The organism is Halovenus anhuiensis (assembly GCF_037080055.1).
Taxonomy (GTDB): domain Archaea; phylum Halobacteriota; class Halobacteria; order Halobacteriales; family Haloarculaceae; genus Halovenus.
This window is the reverse complement of the sequence record NZ_JBAOJI010000003.1, coordinates 227,238-243,398: the sequence shown is the minus strand read 5'-3', so window position 1 is coordinate 243,398 and position 16,161 is coordinate 227,238. Positions and strand designations below refer to the sequence as shown.

The window sequence follows — 16,161 nt, the reverse complement described above, 5'->3', positions numbered from 1 at the left end:
GAAAATAACGCTGTGGACTCAGTACTCGAACTCGGTGTCGATTTCGCCGGCAGTCTCGGTCATGACGATCGCCGCCTGACTGTACTGCATGACCTTCTGCATGTCGCCGTCGAGTTCGAAGGTCCCGTCCATCATCCCCTCCACGGGGTCGATTTCACCGTTCGTGAGCTGTTTCCACTTCTCGTAGCCGCCGCGGAAGGCGAAGCCGTAATCCTCGCCGTCGGGGTCGTCGGTCACGTAGGCGTCGTGACAACCGCCGTCCTGCAGTTCGAGATACATGTAGACTGGGTCACCGTCGTAGGTGCCGTCGGGCTGAATCTCGAAGAGGAAATCGCCGTTGAATCCGACACCCCACCCCTCACCCGCGTGAGAGTACTGGTCCGATTCGTTGAGTTTGTTCATATACTCGTCCACCCACTCGTCTGCCCCGCTTGGAAGTTTGAATGACATGGTTTGCAGCCAATTTTGTTCGCAGTCGTGTTAAGTTTATACTCAGTGATTAGAATTCGGTGCAGACCGGGATGCCCATCGTGTCGAACTCACCGAGACGCTCCATCACGTCCGGCACGTCGCCGAGTCCGCAGGTCTCGGAGACGATCTTGCCCGGTTCGATCTTACCGCTGTCCATCATGCGGAAGATCTCGTCGTACTCGTGCGGTGGCATCCCGTAGGTGCCGTGGAAGTCCCGCTCGTCCCAGACGATGTTGTCGACCGGCAGCGAGACTTCACCTTCTTCCTCGGAGGTCGTGAGCCCAGCCTGGAGGTGCTGGCCGCCTTTCGCGAGACAGTTGACCGAGTTCTGGATCGTCTCTGCGATGCCCAGCGCCTCGACAGAGACCTGCACGCCGCGGCTACCCTCGGTGAACGATTTGACCGCCTGCGGGACATCTTCGACCTCGTTCGAGTTGATCGATTCGACGGCCCCGAGTTCCTCGGCCATCTCCAGTTTCTCGTCGATGATGTCGACGGCGATGACGTTGCCACCGAGCGCGTTGGCGGTGTGGACCGCGGACATGCCGACGCCGCCACAGCCGTGGACGGCGACCCAGTCACCGGGCTCGATGTCGACGCGCTTGCTCACGCCGTGGAAAGCCGTCGCGAACCGACAGCCGAGTCCGGCAATTTTGTGTGCGGCGATATCCTCTGGCACTTCGACGAGATTCTGGTCGGCGTTGCGCACCGAGTACTCCTCGGCGAAGGCACCCTTCTGGAAGCCGACAAAGCCCATCGGGACCGACGACTCACAGATATTGGCTTTCCCGGCCCGGCAGTACGGACAGGTCCCGTCACTGAGGTTGAACGGGTTCGTCACGCGGTCTCCCTCGGAGAATCGTGTGACGTTCTCGCCGACTTCGACGACGCGGCCGACCGGTTCGTGACCGAAGATCAGTCCTGGCTGGGGAACGAGTCCGATCCAGTCCCAGTCACCCTGCCAGGCGTGCCAGTCACTCCGGCAGATCCCACAGGCTTCTGTCTCGACCACGACTTCCTCCGGCCCACAATCTGGCCGGTCGACTTGCTCTAGCTGGAGCGGTTCTCCCACGCCTTGGAATACTACTGCATCCATATCTACCCCCTTGCCCTCCACACGTAAAAAATTACCTCACAATTCTGTCAGGAATTGAGAGTGCCGCTGCTGTCCGGGAGTTTCAGACGACCAACGGCAGCCGTCTTCAGAACTTGGGCACCCCTCCGAAGTTCATCTTCACCGTCTTGACCTGTGAGTAGTCCTGCAGGGCTTCCTCGGCGAGTTCGCGACCCATTCCGCTCTCTTTGAACCCACCGTGGGGGGCTGGGTCGAGCAGGTCGTTGTAGGTGTTCACCCAGACCGTGCCGGCTTCGAGTTCGTTCGCGACGGCGTGGGCCGTCTCCAGATCCTCGGTCCAGACACCCGAGGCGAGGCCAAATTGGGTATCGTTGGCCCGCTCGATCACTTCCTCGCGTTCTTCGAACTCGAACACCGACAGCACGGGGCCGAAGACCTCCTCACAGGAGATGGCGTCGTCGTCATCGATATCCGTGACGACGGTGGGGTGGACGAAGGGTGCGCCCGCGGTGTCGCTGTCCGCGCCGCCTGCGTCGCTCTCGTCGCTCTCGTTGCCGACCCGTACCGTCGCGCCTTCGTCGATGGCTCCCGAGATGTACTCCCGGACTTCTCGGGCGTGTTCGTGGTCGATCATCGGACCGATGTCAGTCCGCGGGGAGAGTGGGTCGCCCACCTGCAAGTCGGCGATGCGATCGTTCAGTCGGTCGAGAAACTCCTCGCGGATATCTTCGTGGAGGAACAGCCGTGACCCGGCGGTACACTGCTGGCCGGAGTTGAAGAAGATGCTCACCATCGTCCCCTCGATGGCCTTGTCGAGGTCGGCGTCGGGGAAGACGATGTTCGGGCTCTTGCCGCCGAGTTCGACAGAGACGGGTGTGATGGTCTCGGCCGCACCCTTCAGTGTCTGGACGCCTGCGAACTTCGACCCGGTCAGAGTGACCTTACTGATCCCTTCGTGTTCTGAAATCGCCGTCCCGACCTCGCTTCCCGGCCCGGTGACGACGTTCACGGTTCCGGACGGAAGGACCCGGTCGCAGACGCGCGCGATCACCAGCGAGGAGAGCACCGCCTTCGAGGCGGGCTTGAAGACGACGGCGTTGCCCGCCGCCAGCGCAGGCCCGAGTTTCCAGGCGACGAACATCGCGGGGAAGTTCCACGCAGAGATTGCACCGACGACGCCGTACGGTTCCCGTTTGGTCACCGTGTGTTTCTGATCTTCCGTCGGGACGACGCGACCGGCGTCGGCCGTGCGGGCGATTGCTGCGAAGTGTCTGAACTGCTCGACGACGATTTCCACGTCGACAAAGCGAGAGTGCATGTTGGGCTTGCCCGCCTCCAGACTCTCCAACTTCGCCAGTTCGGTCTGCATCTCTTCGAGTCGGTCCGCGATTTCGTCGAGTTTCTCGCCTCGCTGTTTCGGTGAGAGTTGGCCCCACGCGCCACCGAGCGCGCTCTGGGCGGCCTCGACTGCCCGATCCACGTCTGCACTCGTGCCGACCTGGACCGTCGCAAGTTCCTCGCCAGTCGTTGGATCGATTGCAACGCCTTCGGAACCCCCCTCGGAGTCGACCCACTCGCTGTCGATCAGTAGGCCGTACTCCTCGCGTGGGAGTGATTCCTCGGCCGCCTCTCGGTGTCGTTCTCGGACCGACTGTGCCACCTCGTAGCTATCGTCGTAGTATCGCTCTTGCATTGGTTCTGTGTTTTCCTCGGTCACTTGTCGAGTTATGCTGAGATCACGTCCCGGTCGAGTTCGACGCCCAGTCCGGGTCTGTCCCGCGGCCGGACCAGTCCATCTGAGACCGTAAAGGGCTCTTCGATCACCGCGGCCCACGCCTCGGGCGTCCACGGCGCGTCGTGGGGGAACTCACACCAGGCGGCATCGACGGCGGCCATCACGTGCAGGTTCGCCGCGAAGCCGATGGCGTTGGTCCAGGTGTGTGGGACGAATCTGACTCCCTCCTCGCGGGCACGGCCGGCAACCTCGACGGCGCGTTTGATCCCCGTCACGAGCGCCGCGTCTGGCTGGAGCACGTCCAGTGCCTCGCGGTCGAGGAACTGATGCAGTTCACCGGGGTTGCCGTTGAACTCTCCGCCGGCAATCGGAACGTCGGTCATCTCCCGGAGGCGAGCGTAGCCGTCGTAGTCGTGGCGAGGCAAGGGCTCCTCGAACCACTCGATACCGCCGATATCTTCCAGTTCTCGGGCGACCGCGGCAGCCTCCTTGACCGTCCACGTCTCCTCCTCCTCCATGACCCTCACCGCCCAGCCCTTGTTGGCGTCGACCATCAGCGTCAGGTCGGGAAAGGCCTCCCGGACTTCCCGGACGATGTCGACCTCAGAGGGGTCGGTGATTCGCAGTTTGACGGCCTCGAATCCGTCGTCGAGGCGGGTCTCGATGCGGTCGATTCGCTCGTCGGCAGGGAGAATCTGCCCCGTACTCGCGTACGCGGGAATGGACTCGGCCGATCCACCGAGTAGTTCGTAGACCGGCTTGCCGGCATCTTTGCCGATGATGTCCCACAGCGCGAGTTCGATGTGCCACGGCCGCGGGCCGACGAGGTCGACACCTGCCAGTTTGTCCATAATCGACTCGATATCGTGCGGATCCTCCCCCTGTAAGAACAGGCTGAGCGGCGTCTCGTACTCCAGCCCGCCCGCGAAACTCGGACTTGCCGTCACGCCCGTAATTCCGGCGTCAGTCTCCACCTCGAACACTTCGGCCTCGTGGGAGTGCTGTGCGTAGCCCGGAATCCACGTCGGCTCGAAGGCGCCGTCGAGTGGATGGCTGACGTGATGTTGGGTGACACCCGTAATTTGCATTCCACCGATACATCACCGGGCTTGTCCCTAACGGTTGGGACGGACAGGTGCGGGTCTTTATACGTGTTGTCGAAATTCAGGGGTAAGCGAATGTGGGAGACAGACCGAATTTATACGTATCCAGCCCCAACGAGTGATTATGAGTCAGCAAGAGGACGTGCCACAGTCCGAGGACGAATGGCGTGAGATTCTGACCGACGAGGAGTACGACATTCTCCGGGAAGCGGGGACCGAACCGCGGTTCAGCGGCGAACTGCTCGATACCAAAGAGGCTGGGACCTTCCACTGTAGCGGGTGCGGTGCCGAACTGTTCCACTCCGAGCAAAAGTACGATTCTGGCTCCGGATGGCCGAGTTTTTACGATGCCTACCAGGAAGGCAACATCGAGACAGATGTCGACACGAGCCACGGGATGCGCCGGACAGAGGCCGTCTGTGCGAACTGCGGCGGCCATCTCGGACACATCTTCGACGACGGGCCGGACCCGACCGGCAAGCGGTACTGCATCAACTCCGTCTCACTCGAATTCGAGCCGGACGAATAGCGCTTTTTTATTACTGCTTCGAGGGCTGTAGAGAGGGTTCTCGAAGGACGAAGCGGAGACAGAAAATGGCCGGTGTTAGCTCGAACTCTGGGTTTCGTCGTCGAGTTCGAAGTCTTCGTCAGGGTCCTCCTCGTCGAGGTCGACCGTCGAGTCGTCTTCCGGAGCAACGTCGGCTTCGGGGTCCATCGACTCTTCCATTTCTTCGAGTTCCTGTTCAACCTGCTGGCGGCCCTTCTGGAATTCTCCCATCGCTTGCCCAGTCGAGCGGGCGAGTTTCGGGATCTTGTTTGCACCGAACAGTAGGACTGCGATCAGGAGAATGACGAACATCTCCATTCCGCCGGGGATCGGCCCGAAGAGGGGCACGAGTGTCGTAGCCATTTCTATTTGTGTCTTACCGAGTGCCGATTATAGTCTTTTTGCTCGTAACAGGGTGTTGGGAGAGTATCAACTCCCTACCTGGCCAGTAACCACAATCCAAACCATGATGAAAGTCCGCTCCGAACGGGATTATATGGTTTCCGAAGGTGACAAGGCACCAGAATTCACGGCATCGCTCGCAAACGGCGACATCGAAACGTTCGATCTCTCGGAGGCACTCGAGGACGGCCCAGTCGTCCTCGCCTTCTTCCCCGGCGCGTTCACCAGCGTCTGCAGCCACGAAATGAATACGTTCCAGGATCGACTGACAGAACTCACGGACACTGGCGCGACGCTGTACGGCGTCAGCGTCGACTCGCCGTTTACGCTCAACGAGTTCCGTGACAAACTTGGACTCGAATTCGACCTCATCAGCGACGCGAACCGAGAGGTCATCGAACAGTACGATATCGTGACTGGCTTCGACCAGTACGGCATCGACGAACTCGCCCAGCGGGCAGTCTTCGTCATCGACGGGTCCGGGACGGTCACCTACGCGTGGGTCGGCGACAATCCCGGTCTGGAACCCGATTACGACGAAGTGGAAGAGGCCGCAGCGGCCGCAGCAAACTAATCCCGTTCACCCGCGGTCTTTTTTGATCGGCTGTCGTAGGTCCGGGCATGACTGACAACCCCGAGACGCGTGACAGCGACCCGTCCGACAGCACTGACCAGCGAGTCGACGAACTAAGTCGGGAAATCGACAGTGACAGCGACATAGAGAGTTCGATGGAAGGTGGTGAGGAAATACGACGGTACGACCCCGACCGCGACCACGCTTTCCCCGACGAACGACTCAACGAGGTTCTCGCGTTCATCGAATCTGACGAGGAGATCGAAGTCTACCTCGAAGCCCAAAACGTCAATCCCGTCGCCCGCAAGCAGTACAACGATCACGGGCCCAAACACATCGAAATCGTCCGCAACCGCGCGCTCTCGCTGTACGAACTGCTCAAACGCGGCGGTGTCGAGTTCAATGGCGCGCGCGAGCAGGGTCTCGACGAGGCCGACGAACCGGTCATTATCGCGCTGGCGGCGACGCTGCACGACATCGGACACGTCGTCCACCGCGACGACCATCCCTACTACTCGATTCCGCTGGCGGCCGATATGCTCGACCGCATCCTGGAGGAGTTCTACGATCTGGGTGACCGCGTCCGGATGAAAGGCGAGGTTCTGCACGCGATCATCTGCCATCACACCGAAGAGGACCCGCTGACGCTCGAAGCCGGCGTCGTCCGCGTCTCGGACGCTCTGGATATGGAGCGCGGTCGCTCACGCCAACCCTACGAACAGGGGGGACGGGGAATCAACACCGTCTCCAGCCAGGCCATCGAGCGAGTCATGCTTCGTGACGTGTCCGGACCGACCGTGCTCGTCGAAATCGCCATGACCAACGCCGCGGGCGTCTTCCAGGTGGACAATCTGCTCAAGGCGAAAGTCGAAGACTCCGGGCTCGAAGAGTATCTGCGGATCGTCGCGATCAACTCTCACGACGACAACGAGGATCAGATCGTCGAGCGGATCGAACTCTAACTTATTCGTCTCGGGTCAGCGCGTCGTCGCCGTGGCGCTCGCGAAGATCAGCCAGATACTCCTTCTGTTCCTGCACGCGCGGGGTCGGCGTCTCGTACGGACGGTCGAACATCGCCATCGGGTCCGGTTCGGCCGCTTCGGCCTCGTCGATCATCGCCGCCACCTCATCTCCAACCTCCTCCTCGATCGATTCGATCTGCTCGTCGTCGATCAGGTCGCGATCACGGAGGAAGGTTTCGTAGCGTGTGATCGGATCGAACTCACGCCAGCGCTCGACTTCTTCCTCTTCCCGGTAGGCATCCGGGTCGTCGACAGTGGTGTGTGCGCCGAGTCGATACATCACCGCCTCGATCAGCGACGGACGGCCCGCGCGACCGATATCTTCCGGCGGCTCAGCGTTGGGGTCGCGGGCTTTCTCGGCGGCTTCTTTGGTCACTGCGTACACTGCCAGCGGATCCATCCCGTCGACGCGTTTCCCCTCGAACCCGTAGGCGTGGGCTTTCTGAGCGATGGTCGCGCTGGCTGTCTGGTTTTCCCGGCCGATAGAGATAGCGTACTGGTTGTTATTACAGAAGAAAATCGCCGGCACGTCGTAGACGCCCGCGAAGTTCAGCCCCTCATGGAAATCGCCTTCCGAGGTCGAGCCCTCTCCAAAGTGGCACATGACGACGTTGTCGTCGCCTTTGAGTTTCGAGGCCCACGCCATCCCCGTGGCGTGCGGGAGTTGGCTCCCGATAGAGATGTTCATCGGGAAGATGTAGTCGTCTGCCAGGTGGCCGTTGCCCTCCTCGTACCCCATCCAGTAGAGGAGATACTCGTAGGACATCCCGCGGACCCCAGCGGCACCGTGTTCGCGATACTGATAGGAGATCCAGTCGTCGTCAGCGAGCGCGTGGGTGGAGGCAACCTGTGCGGCCTCCTGGCCGGCGAGCGGCGGATAGGTCCCGATCCGTCCCTGCCGGTGCAGCGTCACCGCCCGCTCGTCGAGATGCCGGGCGAATTTCATCTGCTCGTACATCTCGACGAGTTGCTCCTCGGAGAGGTCCGGTACGGTCGCGTCGTCACGGACGGATCCGTCCCTGTCTAACACTTGCACCAGATCGGACTCACCCGGCAGACTCCCGGTCGTTGTCATACAGATGGGGTCGCTTCCCAGTCGCAAAATTGTTTTTCTCGTCTACTTGATAGGACGGGGACAGACACGAGGGCGACACTCCGTCCGTCGCCGAAATATGCGTGCAGTCGAGTCTGACAAAATCCTCGCGTATGGGCAAAATACATACCGGCCGGTACTGTTATGAGGAGACATGGGCGTAAATCGGGCGGGAGACGACGTGGATGATGACATCGCGACAGCCGTTGGCATCTTCGCACTCACCGACGCCAGCCTTCACGAGGCCGCAAAACAGAGCGGAGTGACGCGATGGGAACTCGAAGACGCCATCGAAGCGGCCGGCCTGAGCGAAACCTTCGATATTCAGCAGGACGGGGACGTATCGGAGACGATCGACGACTTGCTCGACGGAAACTAACGTCTATTTGATTAGGAGAGGGAGTGATGGATTGGAATCGCTGAGCAATACTGGCCACTAGATAACTGGCAGGATCCGCTGCTTATCGAAAGGCTGTCAGAATTACCGTACAAGAAATTTGCTGACAAGGGGCAATGGTATTCGAGCAGCCCCATTGCCTGTCTGGATAGCTAGACACGATATAGAGACGATTCGTGATGCCTAGCACGAGCTTACACTGTAAGTGGGGACAGAGTTGTAAGTACGATGTCCACGATACGCACCTTTCCGGGCCACGCTGGTGATATCGAAGTAGTAACCGACGCCGACACCGGAACAATCACCTTCGTCAGTAGTCGAGACGCGGACGACACCATACCGCCCACTGAGTGGATGACCGTCGACGCCGACACAGTTGTCGACCTGGATTCGTACCGATGACTGTCTCAGAAAGCGTGTCTTGGCTGTATCCGATGGCATTGGCAGTTGCCGACGTTGGAGTTGGGATAGCATTATACGAAACTGGAATTGTCGTTTTTGCCATTGTACTGTGGCTGGCCGGCCTTGTGACGTGTCTTAGTGTGGTCAGTTCCAGACGGAGTGTGTCCGGAAAACACCGTTCTGGCCGTCAACCACAGTAGATTCCTCATCGCGGAAGATGTAGCCAGTCGTGGCAATACTGGACTTTCGGGAATCATTCGGTAATTAAGTATTATGTGATAGCAGCAGATACGATCATACGTACTGCCGTTGACCCCTCCACCACGTCATGCTCCCCCAATCCGGTAGCGTGTTTTTCTGGCACGTACTCGTGTTCAGTCTCTCGTTTGTCCTCGGCATCGGGAGTGCTGTCTGGACATACCGTAGACGAGACCAGTACGCCGCGCGGGCGTTGTTCGTGTTCCTCGCAGTCACCGTTGCATGGAACGCAACCGTCCTCCTCAGAATCGTCGGCCCAGTCTCACTCGCGTGGCAATTACACCTGATCGAGCAGTTCTTCCAGGTGCTGATGACGCTCGTCTGGTTTTACTTTGCTGCGGTCTACGCTGGCTACCGTGAGATACTCACCAGCCGGATGGTCGCATACCCGCTGGGCGGGATGGCAGTGGCTATGCTCGCCGTGGAATCGTTTCCGCCGATTGCAGTCCGTACGAGCACGAACCCGAGAATAATCGACGACCCGTTTGTCTTCGTCACGTGGACCGATACCTTACCCTCCGAGGTCGTCGAAGTGTTCGGACTGGCCGCATTTGCTATCGGCTCTGGGTTGATTCTGTACAAGCTGCTGACCGCGAACTACGTACAGGGATGGCAGATCGTGCTCATCTTCCTTGCAACGTCCGGCGCAATCCTCACCGAAGTGTTCGAGTCGTCGATCCCACACGCTGTTTCTGGCGTCGATTACCCTGCGCTGGCCGTGACAGGAGTCGGTGTCTCTTATGTGGTCGGTCTGTACCGTTACGATCTCTTCGGATACACGCCGGTCGATATGTCCGACGTGATCGACGGAATCACTGCCCCGGTGATCGTGCTGAACCCGGAACAGAAGGTCGTAGATTTCAACGCGTCGGCGAGTGCGACCTTCGAGGACCTCACCTCCGGTCGCAACGCCGACACCGTGCTTCCGGAGGCGGTTGTAACTGTCTTGCCACTGGAGGATCCCGTGAAGAGCGAAACAGAGGTCACACTCACCGACGACGGCGAGGACCGGATCTACCGACTGTACGCCGAACCACTCGATTCGTTCGGTGATAGCCAGGGACTCGCGGTAACTGCTCGTGATCTGACGACCCGGCGGCGACAACAAGAGAACTTTGACCTGCTTAACCAGATTCTCGCCCGCGCGCTCAGACACAACATTCGCAATAAGGTCGACGTCATCAAGGCGAACAATCGGGAGTTGGTCGACCAACTCGATGGTGAAACACAGAGTCGGGCGCGTGTTGCCGCTGCTGCCGCTGATGATCTGCTCTCAATTAGCGACAAAGCACGCGTCATGAAAGAGATTGTGGAGCATCGCGGCCGGACGACGCCGGTGGAGCTGTCAGATCTCATCACCGAGATCGTTGCCAAGTACGAACAACTCTATCCCGAGACCACCTTCACGGTCGACTGTCCACCATCGTGCTCGCTTTCTGTGACCCCCGACATCACACACGCACTCGAAAATCTCGTCGAGAACGCTGCCGAACACAATCCAGACGACGACGCCGAGGTTCGAGTCTCACTCGAAGACAACGCCGACAGCGTGGTGATCAAGATCGACGACAACGGCCCCGGCATTCCGAACAACGAGGTGACCGTCCTTGAACGCGGATATGAAGATGTCCTCAATCACGGGAGTGGCCTCGGCCTCTGGATCGTCACCATGGTGGTCGACGAAATAGATGGCACAATCCAGTACGACGCTGGTGAGGGCGGAACCAGTATCACCCTCCGCATCGAGGACTGACGCGCAGACAGTACAACGAGGGTGTAGCCAGTCACAGAGTGGTTGGGTAGTTTCGTGACATCTGATCACGCGCTGCTCGTACCCTGAACGTGGCCGTTTTGCTTCGATGTGTGAGACGCTTCTCACACACAGTGAGATGACTGTGACACTAACGGGCCTCGGTACAGGAACCGCGTCAGTTTCACTGCGACACCGCGACAGACGCGCCCGCCACCTCACGCAGTCGCTCTCAGTGTGCTCGGTTCGGATCCGAACAGACGATTCGGAACGCCCAGGTGTTTCGCGCTACGCAACTGTGGTGTCTATTATTAGACCCCGGAGATCCTGTCAATCCATATGCAAAATTCCAGCACAAGTCGAACCAAACAATCGCTGCTCACCCGGACACTGGGCGTCGCAGTCGATTCGCAGACGTACAAGAATCTGCTGTATCTCTTGCTCCGGTTTCCACTGGGAATCGCGTATCTTACCGTGTTTGTGACCGGGCTTGCACTGGGCGTGTCGCTCGTGCCACTGCTCGTCGGAATTCCGATTCTTGCTGGTGTCCTCGCAGTGGCAGGCTATGTCGGCGTCGTCGAGGCCACTCTCTTACGGCGGGTGCTCGGGCGGGATGTCTCGTGGTCGACGGTCGACCCGAATGAGACACCGATGGTCCCGTACCTCAAGCAGGCCGCAACCGACCCAACGAATTATCTGCTGTTGATCTTGGCGTTCGTCTCTTTTGTCACAGGGAACGCGCTGTTTATCGCTCTCGTAATGTGGTTTGCACTCTCGGTTAGCTTCCTGACTGCACCAGCCATCTACCGGATTGACGGAGTCCAGTTTTTCAACTTCCAGGGATCGATCGATCTCGGGGTCGTCACTGTCAACGAACAGCAACTCGTGATCAACACCCTGCCAGAAGCACTCCTCGTCTCACTGATCGGCATCGTTCTCACCGTCGTTGGCCTCCATCTAGTCAACCTCACCGCAAGAGTGTACGCTGACGTGACCGAGTCGCTGCTGTCCTCTTCGGGGTGAGTACTGGGAAAAATAGCCACTGCCGCAGTACTGGTGTCTGTATGCTGACCGGAACGAGCTATCCACCCATCACTGCCTGAGAACGCACCACTCGACGCGGAGTTCGAGCAAATTAACGATCCGTTCGTGAGAGAAACCGACCCGGAACGGGTAATAGTCGGAGAGGGGCGGAACACGTAGACCGAATCCGTGACCGACTACTCCCGGAACGTGAGCCACTCGCGGACTTCGCGGACGAGACTCAGAACGCTTTCGGACTCCGACCCGACCGAGGTGATGTGACCCATCTTTCTGAGGTTGTACACTTCCCGCTTGCCGTACCAGTGTAAGGAGACGGTATCGGTTTGGAGCGTATCCTCGACCCCGGAGAGTTCTGCCTCCTGTCGCTGGTCGACATCGCCGAGAATGTTGGCGAGTGCAGTCGGCTCCCGCCGGTCGGTTGATCCCAGCGGCAGGCCTGTCACGGCCCGAAGGTGTTGCTCGAACTGGGAGGTGTGACAACCCTCGATGGTCCAGTGGCCCGAGTTGTGCGGCCGCGGGGCGATTTCGTTCAGCAGAATCTTCCCGTCCGCACGCTCGAACAACTCGATACCGTAGACACCACGCCCCTCCATCACATCGAGAATGTCTGTTGCGACTTCGCGAGCGCGCTCGCGGGTCTCCTCGTCTGTCCGCGGCGGCGAGACAGTCTCGCGGAGGATTTCCTCGCGGTGAATCGTCTCCGTCACGGGGAAGGTATCCGTCTCACCGTCGCCCTTGCAGCCGATGACCGCGAGTTCGCGGTCGTAGTCGACGAACTCCTCGACCATCGCCGGACCCTGGATCGCATCGAAGGCCTCCTCGACCTCCTCGGAGGATTCGACGAGGATGTTGCCGCGGCCATCGTAGCCACCCTCGCGCGCTTTGAGCATCGCCGGATAGCCCAGTTCGTCGAGTGTCTCTCGCAGTTCTGCGGCCGAATCGACGGCCTTGAATGCTGGGACCGGAATCCCTGCCTCCTGAAGCGCCTCTTTCTGGACGAGTTTGTCCTGAATCATCCGCAGCGTCTCCGGGCGCGGATGGACCGGCGTCCCAGTTTCATCTTCGACGGCTTCGAGCACGTCCGGATCGGCAAGTTCGATCTCGAAGGTGAGATAATCTGCCCGCTCGCCGAGTTCGTACAGCGTCTCCTCGTCGTCGAAGGCGCCGACGACCTGATCGCGGGCGACAAGCGAGGCTGGCGACTCCGGCGTGGGATCGGAGACGAGCAGTTCGATCCCGAGCGGCGAGCCAGCCTCCCCGAGCATTCGGCCGAGTTGGCCGCCGCCGACGACACCGACAGTCACGCCTGGCGAAGTCAGTTTCATACGCGTCTCTTCCCAACCGACCCGCAAAAACGTTGTTTTCCCATGTTTTTCGAGGGGCCCTCCCGCAGCGAGCGAAGCGAGCGAGGAAGGGCCCCTCGAAAAACATGGGTAAAAAAGCCGGACGCGCCAGCGGCGCGTCCGGTGTCCTCGGGAGTGAGTAGCGCGAACGACCGAGGGCTCGGATGACGCAAAGCGTCTTCCGGTGAATCGCGCTCGCTTGGCTCACGGCTCCGCCGTTCGCCTTTAGAGACGCTCGCTCCGCTCGCGTCTCTCTTTGCTCGCGCGAATGCTGGCGCTCAGTACGCACGCCTACATTCCAGCGTATTCAGCCGGTTCTACGATTGAGACAACAATCCTGTAGATGGGTCTACGGAACCAGGAGGCAGAAGACAATCTGACGACCAGCCAGTGGATTTTTGCTAACAGCCCGATAGTATCGCACATGGGAGATTTCGACGGTCTCGATCTGCAGTCTGTCGAGGACCAACTCGGTGAAAAAGAGGGCCCGGACGGCGGCGGCCGGATCGTACTCGGCGTACTCGACGGCACGACACCCGGCGAGGAGTGGGTCGGCCTCGTCGATGACGGTGCGGTGCTCGTGCTCAACGTCGAGGGCGATCTGAACGAACTCGGCTCGGAATTTGCCCGCGAAGTCAGCGAGGGCGGCGGCAACCTCGTTCACTTCCGGGGATTTCTGATCGTCACGCCGCCGGGCGTGACCATCGATACCGACCGACTCGACTGACCCGAGATGGCTGGAATCGTCTTCTTCCGAACGGACCAGCGCGAGGCGATTGTCGATTTGTACACCGCCGACCTCGGATTCGGGGAGTGGCTCGAACAGGACGGGGGCTGTACGATCCTCAAACGAGAGAATCTTCTCGTCGGATTCTGTGACGCTTCCGAGTCCGAAACCGAGGGCATCGTGACCATCGTCGTCGAGGACCGGGAGACGGTCGATGATCTCTACGGCCGACTCGACGGACGCGCTCGCGGCCCGCCGGAAACGAACGACGAGTTCGATATCTACCAGTTTTTCCTCGAGGATCCCGACGGTCGCGCAGTCGAGGTTCAGACGTTCCTCCACGACACGCCGTCGGTTTCCTGACGAGAGTGGGGCGTTCTCCGAGAATAGGCTCGTTCTGAGAAGTAATCATGAGATAACTAACCGACTGCTGATCCTAGTGGCGGTATGCCAATTACTGGTCGATTCAACCGCGAACAGACGCATGGCTCTCAAAAACTGCGCCGACAGGCGACGAGTCGGGGTGAGAGCCGTGACTGACTGGCGTGCCGTCACGGTCGGATTCGTATCGATCATCCTGCTGGGGACTGTCGGCCTCGTCATTCCGGGGCTCGGTCAGTTGCTCGCAGCGGTCATCGGCGGAGTAGTGGCGGGCTATCTCGCCGGCGGCGGTCTATTCCGCGGTTTCTGGCATGGTCTCCTCGCAGGAAGCTTGGGCGGCATTTTCGTCGCAATCATCGTCTGGTTGGTCGTCACGATTGTCGGACTCAGTCTGGGTCCCGTCGTGGGCGCTGTTGGCAGCGTTCTCGGCGTTGGAACCTTCCTCATCATCGTCTTCGTCTCGATGTTCGCAGCGTTCGAAAGCGCTCTCGGGGGCGCTATTGGCGGTGCACTGGCCGGATAATCCGAATACTACCCGTGAGGGACGTGCGACCACAGAAAGAGGCGGTTGGAATCCTGTTACTCGACGCGTTCGATGATCGTCGCGATGCCCTGTCCGAAGCCGATACACATCGCACAGAGGCCGTACTGGCCGTCGCACTCTTCGAGTTGGTACGGCAGTTTGCCTAGCAGTGCCGCGCCGGTCGCGCCGAGCGGGTGGCCGTGGGCGATTGCGCCGCCCCAGACGTTGGTCTTCTCCCAACTCGCGCCGGTTTCTTCGAGCCACGCCGTGAGGACGGAGGCGAAGGCCTCGTTGACCTCGAAACGGTCGATATCGTCGACGGTCATGTCGTTCTCTTCGAGCAGTTCCTGCGTGGCAGGAATCGGACCCTTGAGCATCGTCAGCGGATCGACGCCGACGACTTTCGAGTCGACGATCCGTGCTTTCGGTTCCCAGCCGTGTTCTTCACAGGCCTCCCCGGAAGCGATCAGCGTCGCCGCCGAGCCGTCGACGATACCCGAGGAGTTGCCGGGATGGATCACACCGTCGCCTTCCTCTCTGAAGACCAGCGGGAGGTTCGAGAGCGTGTCCATATCCGTTCCCGGCCGGGGATGTTCGTCCTCCTCGACAGTGACCGCCTCGCCGTCGAGTTCTGTCTCGACCGGAACGACCTGATCGTCGTAGGCACCCTCCTCCGCGGCGTCGGCCCAGCGCTTCTGTGAATCGGCGGCGATTTCGTCAACTTCCTCGCGGCTGAAACCCCACTGCTCGGCGATACGCTCGGCACCCTCGCCCTGTGTCGTCAGTTCGTCGAAGTACTGGAAGTACGTGTCCGTCAGTGCCTGCCCGTCGAGATCAGGATTCTGCGCCGGATTGTCGCTGCCCATCGGGACGCGAGTCATGTGCTCGACGCCGCCCGCGACGACGACATCCTGCATACCACCGCGGACCTGCCCGGCGGCAAAATTGATCGCCTGCTGGCCGGAGCCACACATCCGGTTGAGCTGAACGCCCGGTACGTCGTCGTCCCACCCGGCGACCATCGGCGCGACGCGGCCGATGTTCAGTCCCTGCTCGTCGGTCGGCGAGACACAACCGTAGACTACGTCTTCGATGTCTTCACTCCCCTCGAAGCCGTTTCGCTCTTCGAGCGCGAGCAGCGGTTCCGCAGCGAGATCCTGCGGGTGTGTGTCACTGAATATTCCGCCATCCTTCCCGAACGGTGTCCGAACCGCATCGACAATGTATGCCTCTGGCATACTACCACTGTTAGCTAGCATGCTGTTTAGTCCTTATCCCGGAAACCCACCCTGACCAAAACAGAACCGAACGGAA

General features: G+C 60.1%; 18 protein-coding genes. 10 read left to right on the top strand and 8 right to left on the bottom strand.

What is annotated here, in order from left to right; genetic code table 11:
- Positions 1-18 precede the first annotated feature (18 nt).
- The 4 genes from V8P86_RS10055 to V8P86_RS10040 form a co-directional block, all read right to left on the bottom strand.
- Positions 19-450: an SCP2 sterol-binding domain-containing protein gene (locus V8P86_RS10055; protein WP_336327129.1), complete on the bottom strand. Its 432-nt coding sequence runs from the start codon at positions 448-450 to the stop codon at positions 19-21.
- 49 nt (positions 451-499) lie between these two features.
- A complete protein-coding gene (locus tag V8P86_RS10050) occupies positions 500-1,567 on the bottom strand; it encodes a zinc-dependent alcohol dehydrogenase family protein (protein WP_336327128.1) in 1,068 nt (355 codons plus the stop codon).
- Positions 1,568-1,673: 106 nt separating this feature from the next.
- Complete coding sequence (locus V8P86_RS10045; RefSeq protein ID WP_336327127.1) at positions 1,674-3,239, bottom strand: aldehyde dehydrogenase family protein; 1,566 nt, start codon at positions 3,237-3,239, stop codon at positions 1,674-1,676.
- A 32-nt stretch (positions 3,240-3,271) separates the two neighbouring features.
- Positions 3,272-4,369, bottom strand: coding sequence for a mandelate racemase/muconate lactonizing enzyme family protein (locus V8P86_RS10040; protein ID WP_336327126.1), 1,098 nt, complete (start codon positions 4,367-4,369; stop codon positions 3,272-3,274).
- A gap of 139 nt (positions 4,370-4,508) precedes the next feature.
- On the opposite strand from V8P86_RS10040, the gene msrB reads away from it, so the two are divergent.
- Complete coding sequence (gene msrB, locus V8P86_RS10035; RefSeq protein WP_336327125.1) at positions 4,509-4,913, top strand: peptide-methionine (R)-S-oxide reductase MsrB; 405 nt, start codon at positions 4,509-4,511, stop codon at positions 4,911-4,913.
- A 75-nt stretch (positions 4,914-4,988) separates the two neighbouring features.
- Here msrB and V8P86_RS10030 read toward each other — a convergent pair whose 3' ends face one another.
- On the bottom strand, positions 4,989-5,294 hold the full coding sequence (locus V8P86_RS10030; RefSeq protein WP_442909381.1) for a Sec-independent protein translocase subunit TatA/TatB: 306 nt from the start codon (positions 5,292-5,294) through the stop codon (positions 4,989-4,991).
- 133 nt (positions 5,295-5,427) lie between these two features.
- Between V8P86_RS10030 and V8P86_RS10025 the strand changes: the two genes are divergently transcribed.
- Complete coding sequence (locus V8P86_RS10025) at positions 5,428-5,907, top strand: redoxin domain-containing protein (RefSeq protein ID WP_336327124.1); 480 nt, start codon at positions 5,428-5,430, stop codon at positions 5,905-5,907.
- 155 nt (positions 5,908-6,062) lie between these two features.
- Positions 6,063-6,869 (top strand): HD domain-containing protein, encoded by an 807-nt coding sequence (locus tag V8P86_RS10020; protein WP_336327292.1) that lies wholly within the window; start codon positions 6,063-6,065, stop codon positions 6,867-6,869.
- A 1-nt stretch (position 6,870) separates the two neighbouring features.
- Here V8P86_RS10020 and pdhA read toward each other — a convergent pair whose 3' ends face one another.
- Entirely contained in the window at positions 6,871-8,004 is a 1,134-nt protein-coding gene (pdhA, locus tag V8P86_RS10015; RefSeq protein WP_336327123.1) for a pyruvate dehydrogenase (acetyl-transferring) E1 component subunit alpha, read from the bottom strand.
- A 172-nt stretch (positions 8,005-8,176) separates the two neighbouring features.
- Between pdhA and V8P86_RS10010 the strand changes: the two genes are divergently transcribed.
- From V8P86_RS10010 to V8P86_RS09995, 4 genes are all read left to right on the top strand, one after another.
- Complete coding sequence (locus V8P86_RS10010; protein WP_336327122.1) at positions 8,177-8,401, top strand: hypothetical protein; 225 nt, start codon at positions 8,177-8,179, stop codon at positions 8,399-8,401.
- A 246-nt stretch (positions 8,402-8,647) separates the two neighbouring features.
- On the top strand, positions 8,648-8,821 hold the full coding sequence (locus V8P86_RS10005) for a hypothetical protein (protein WP_336327121.1): 174 nt from the start codon (positions 8,648-8,650) through the stop codon (positions 8,819-8,821).
- A 328-nt stretch (positions 8,822-9,149) separates the two neighbouring features.
- A complete protein-coding gene (locus tag V8P86_RS10000; protein ID WP_336327120.1) occupies positions 9,150-10,832 on the top strand; it encodes a sensor histidine kinase in 1,683 nt (560 codons plus the stop codon).
- 336 nt (positions 10,833-11,168) lie between these two features.
- Positions 11,169-11,852: a sensor domain-containing protein gene (locus V8P86_RS09995; protein ID WP_336327119.1), complete on the top strand. Its 684-nt coding sequence runs from the start codon at positions 11,169-11,171 to the stop codon at positions 11,850-11,852.
- Between the two features lie 197 nt (positions 11,853-12,049).
- Here V8P86_RS09995 and V8P86_RS09990 read toward each other — a convergent pair whose 3' ends face one another.
- Positions 12,050-13,198, bottom strand: a complete 1,149-nt coding sequence (locus V8P86_RS09990; protein WP_336327118.1) for a 5-(carboxyamino)imidazole ribonucleotide synthase — start codon at positions 13,196-13,198, stop codon at positions 12,050-12,052.
- Positions 13,199-13,640: 442 nt separating this feature from the next.
- Between V8P86_RS09990 and V8P86_RS09985 the strand changes: the two genes are divergently transcribed.
- The 3 genes from V8P86_RS09985 (at position 13,641) to V8P86_RS09975 (ending at position 14,847) form a co-directional block, all read left to right on the top strand.
- Entirely contained in the window at positions 13,641-13,943 is a 303-nt protein-coding gene (locus tag V8P86_RS09985) for a DUF5779 family protein (protein ID WP_336327117.1), read from the top strand.
- A 6-nt stretch (positions 13,944-13,949) separates the two neighbouring features.
- Entirely contained in the window at positions 13,950-14,306 is a 357-nt protein-coding gene (locus V8P86_RS09980; RefSeq protein ID WP_336327116.1) for a VOC family protein, read from the top strand.
- Positions 14,307-14,475: 169 nt separating this feature from the next.
- Positions 14,476-14,847 (top strand): DUF5518 domain-containing protein, encoded by a 372-nt coding sequence (locus V8P86_RS09975; RefSeq protein WP_336327115.1) that lies wholly within the window; start codon positions 14,476-14,478, stop codon positions 14,845-14,847.
- Positions 14,848-14,903: 56 nt separating this feature from the next.
- On the opposite strand, the gene V8P86_RS09970 is transcribed toward V8P86_RS09975, so the two are convergent.
- Complete coding sequence (locus V8P86_RS09970) at positions 14,904-16,085, bottom strand: thiolase family protein (protein ID WP_336327114.1); 1,182 nt, start codon at positions 16,083-16,085, stop codon at positions 14,904-14,906.
- Between the last annotated feature and the right edge of the window lie 76 nt (positions 16,086-16,161).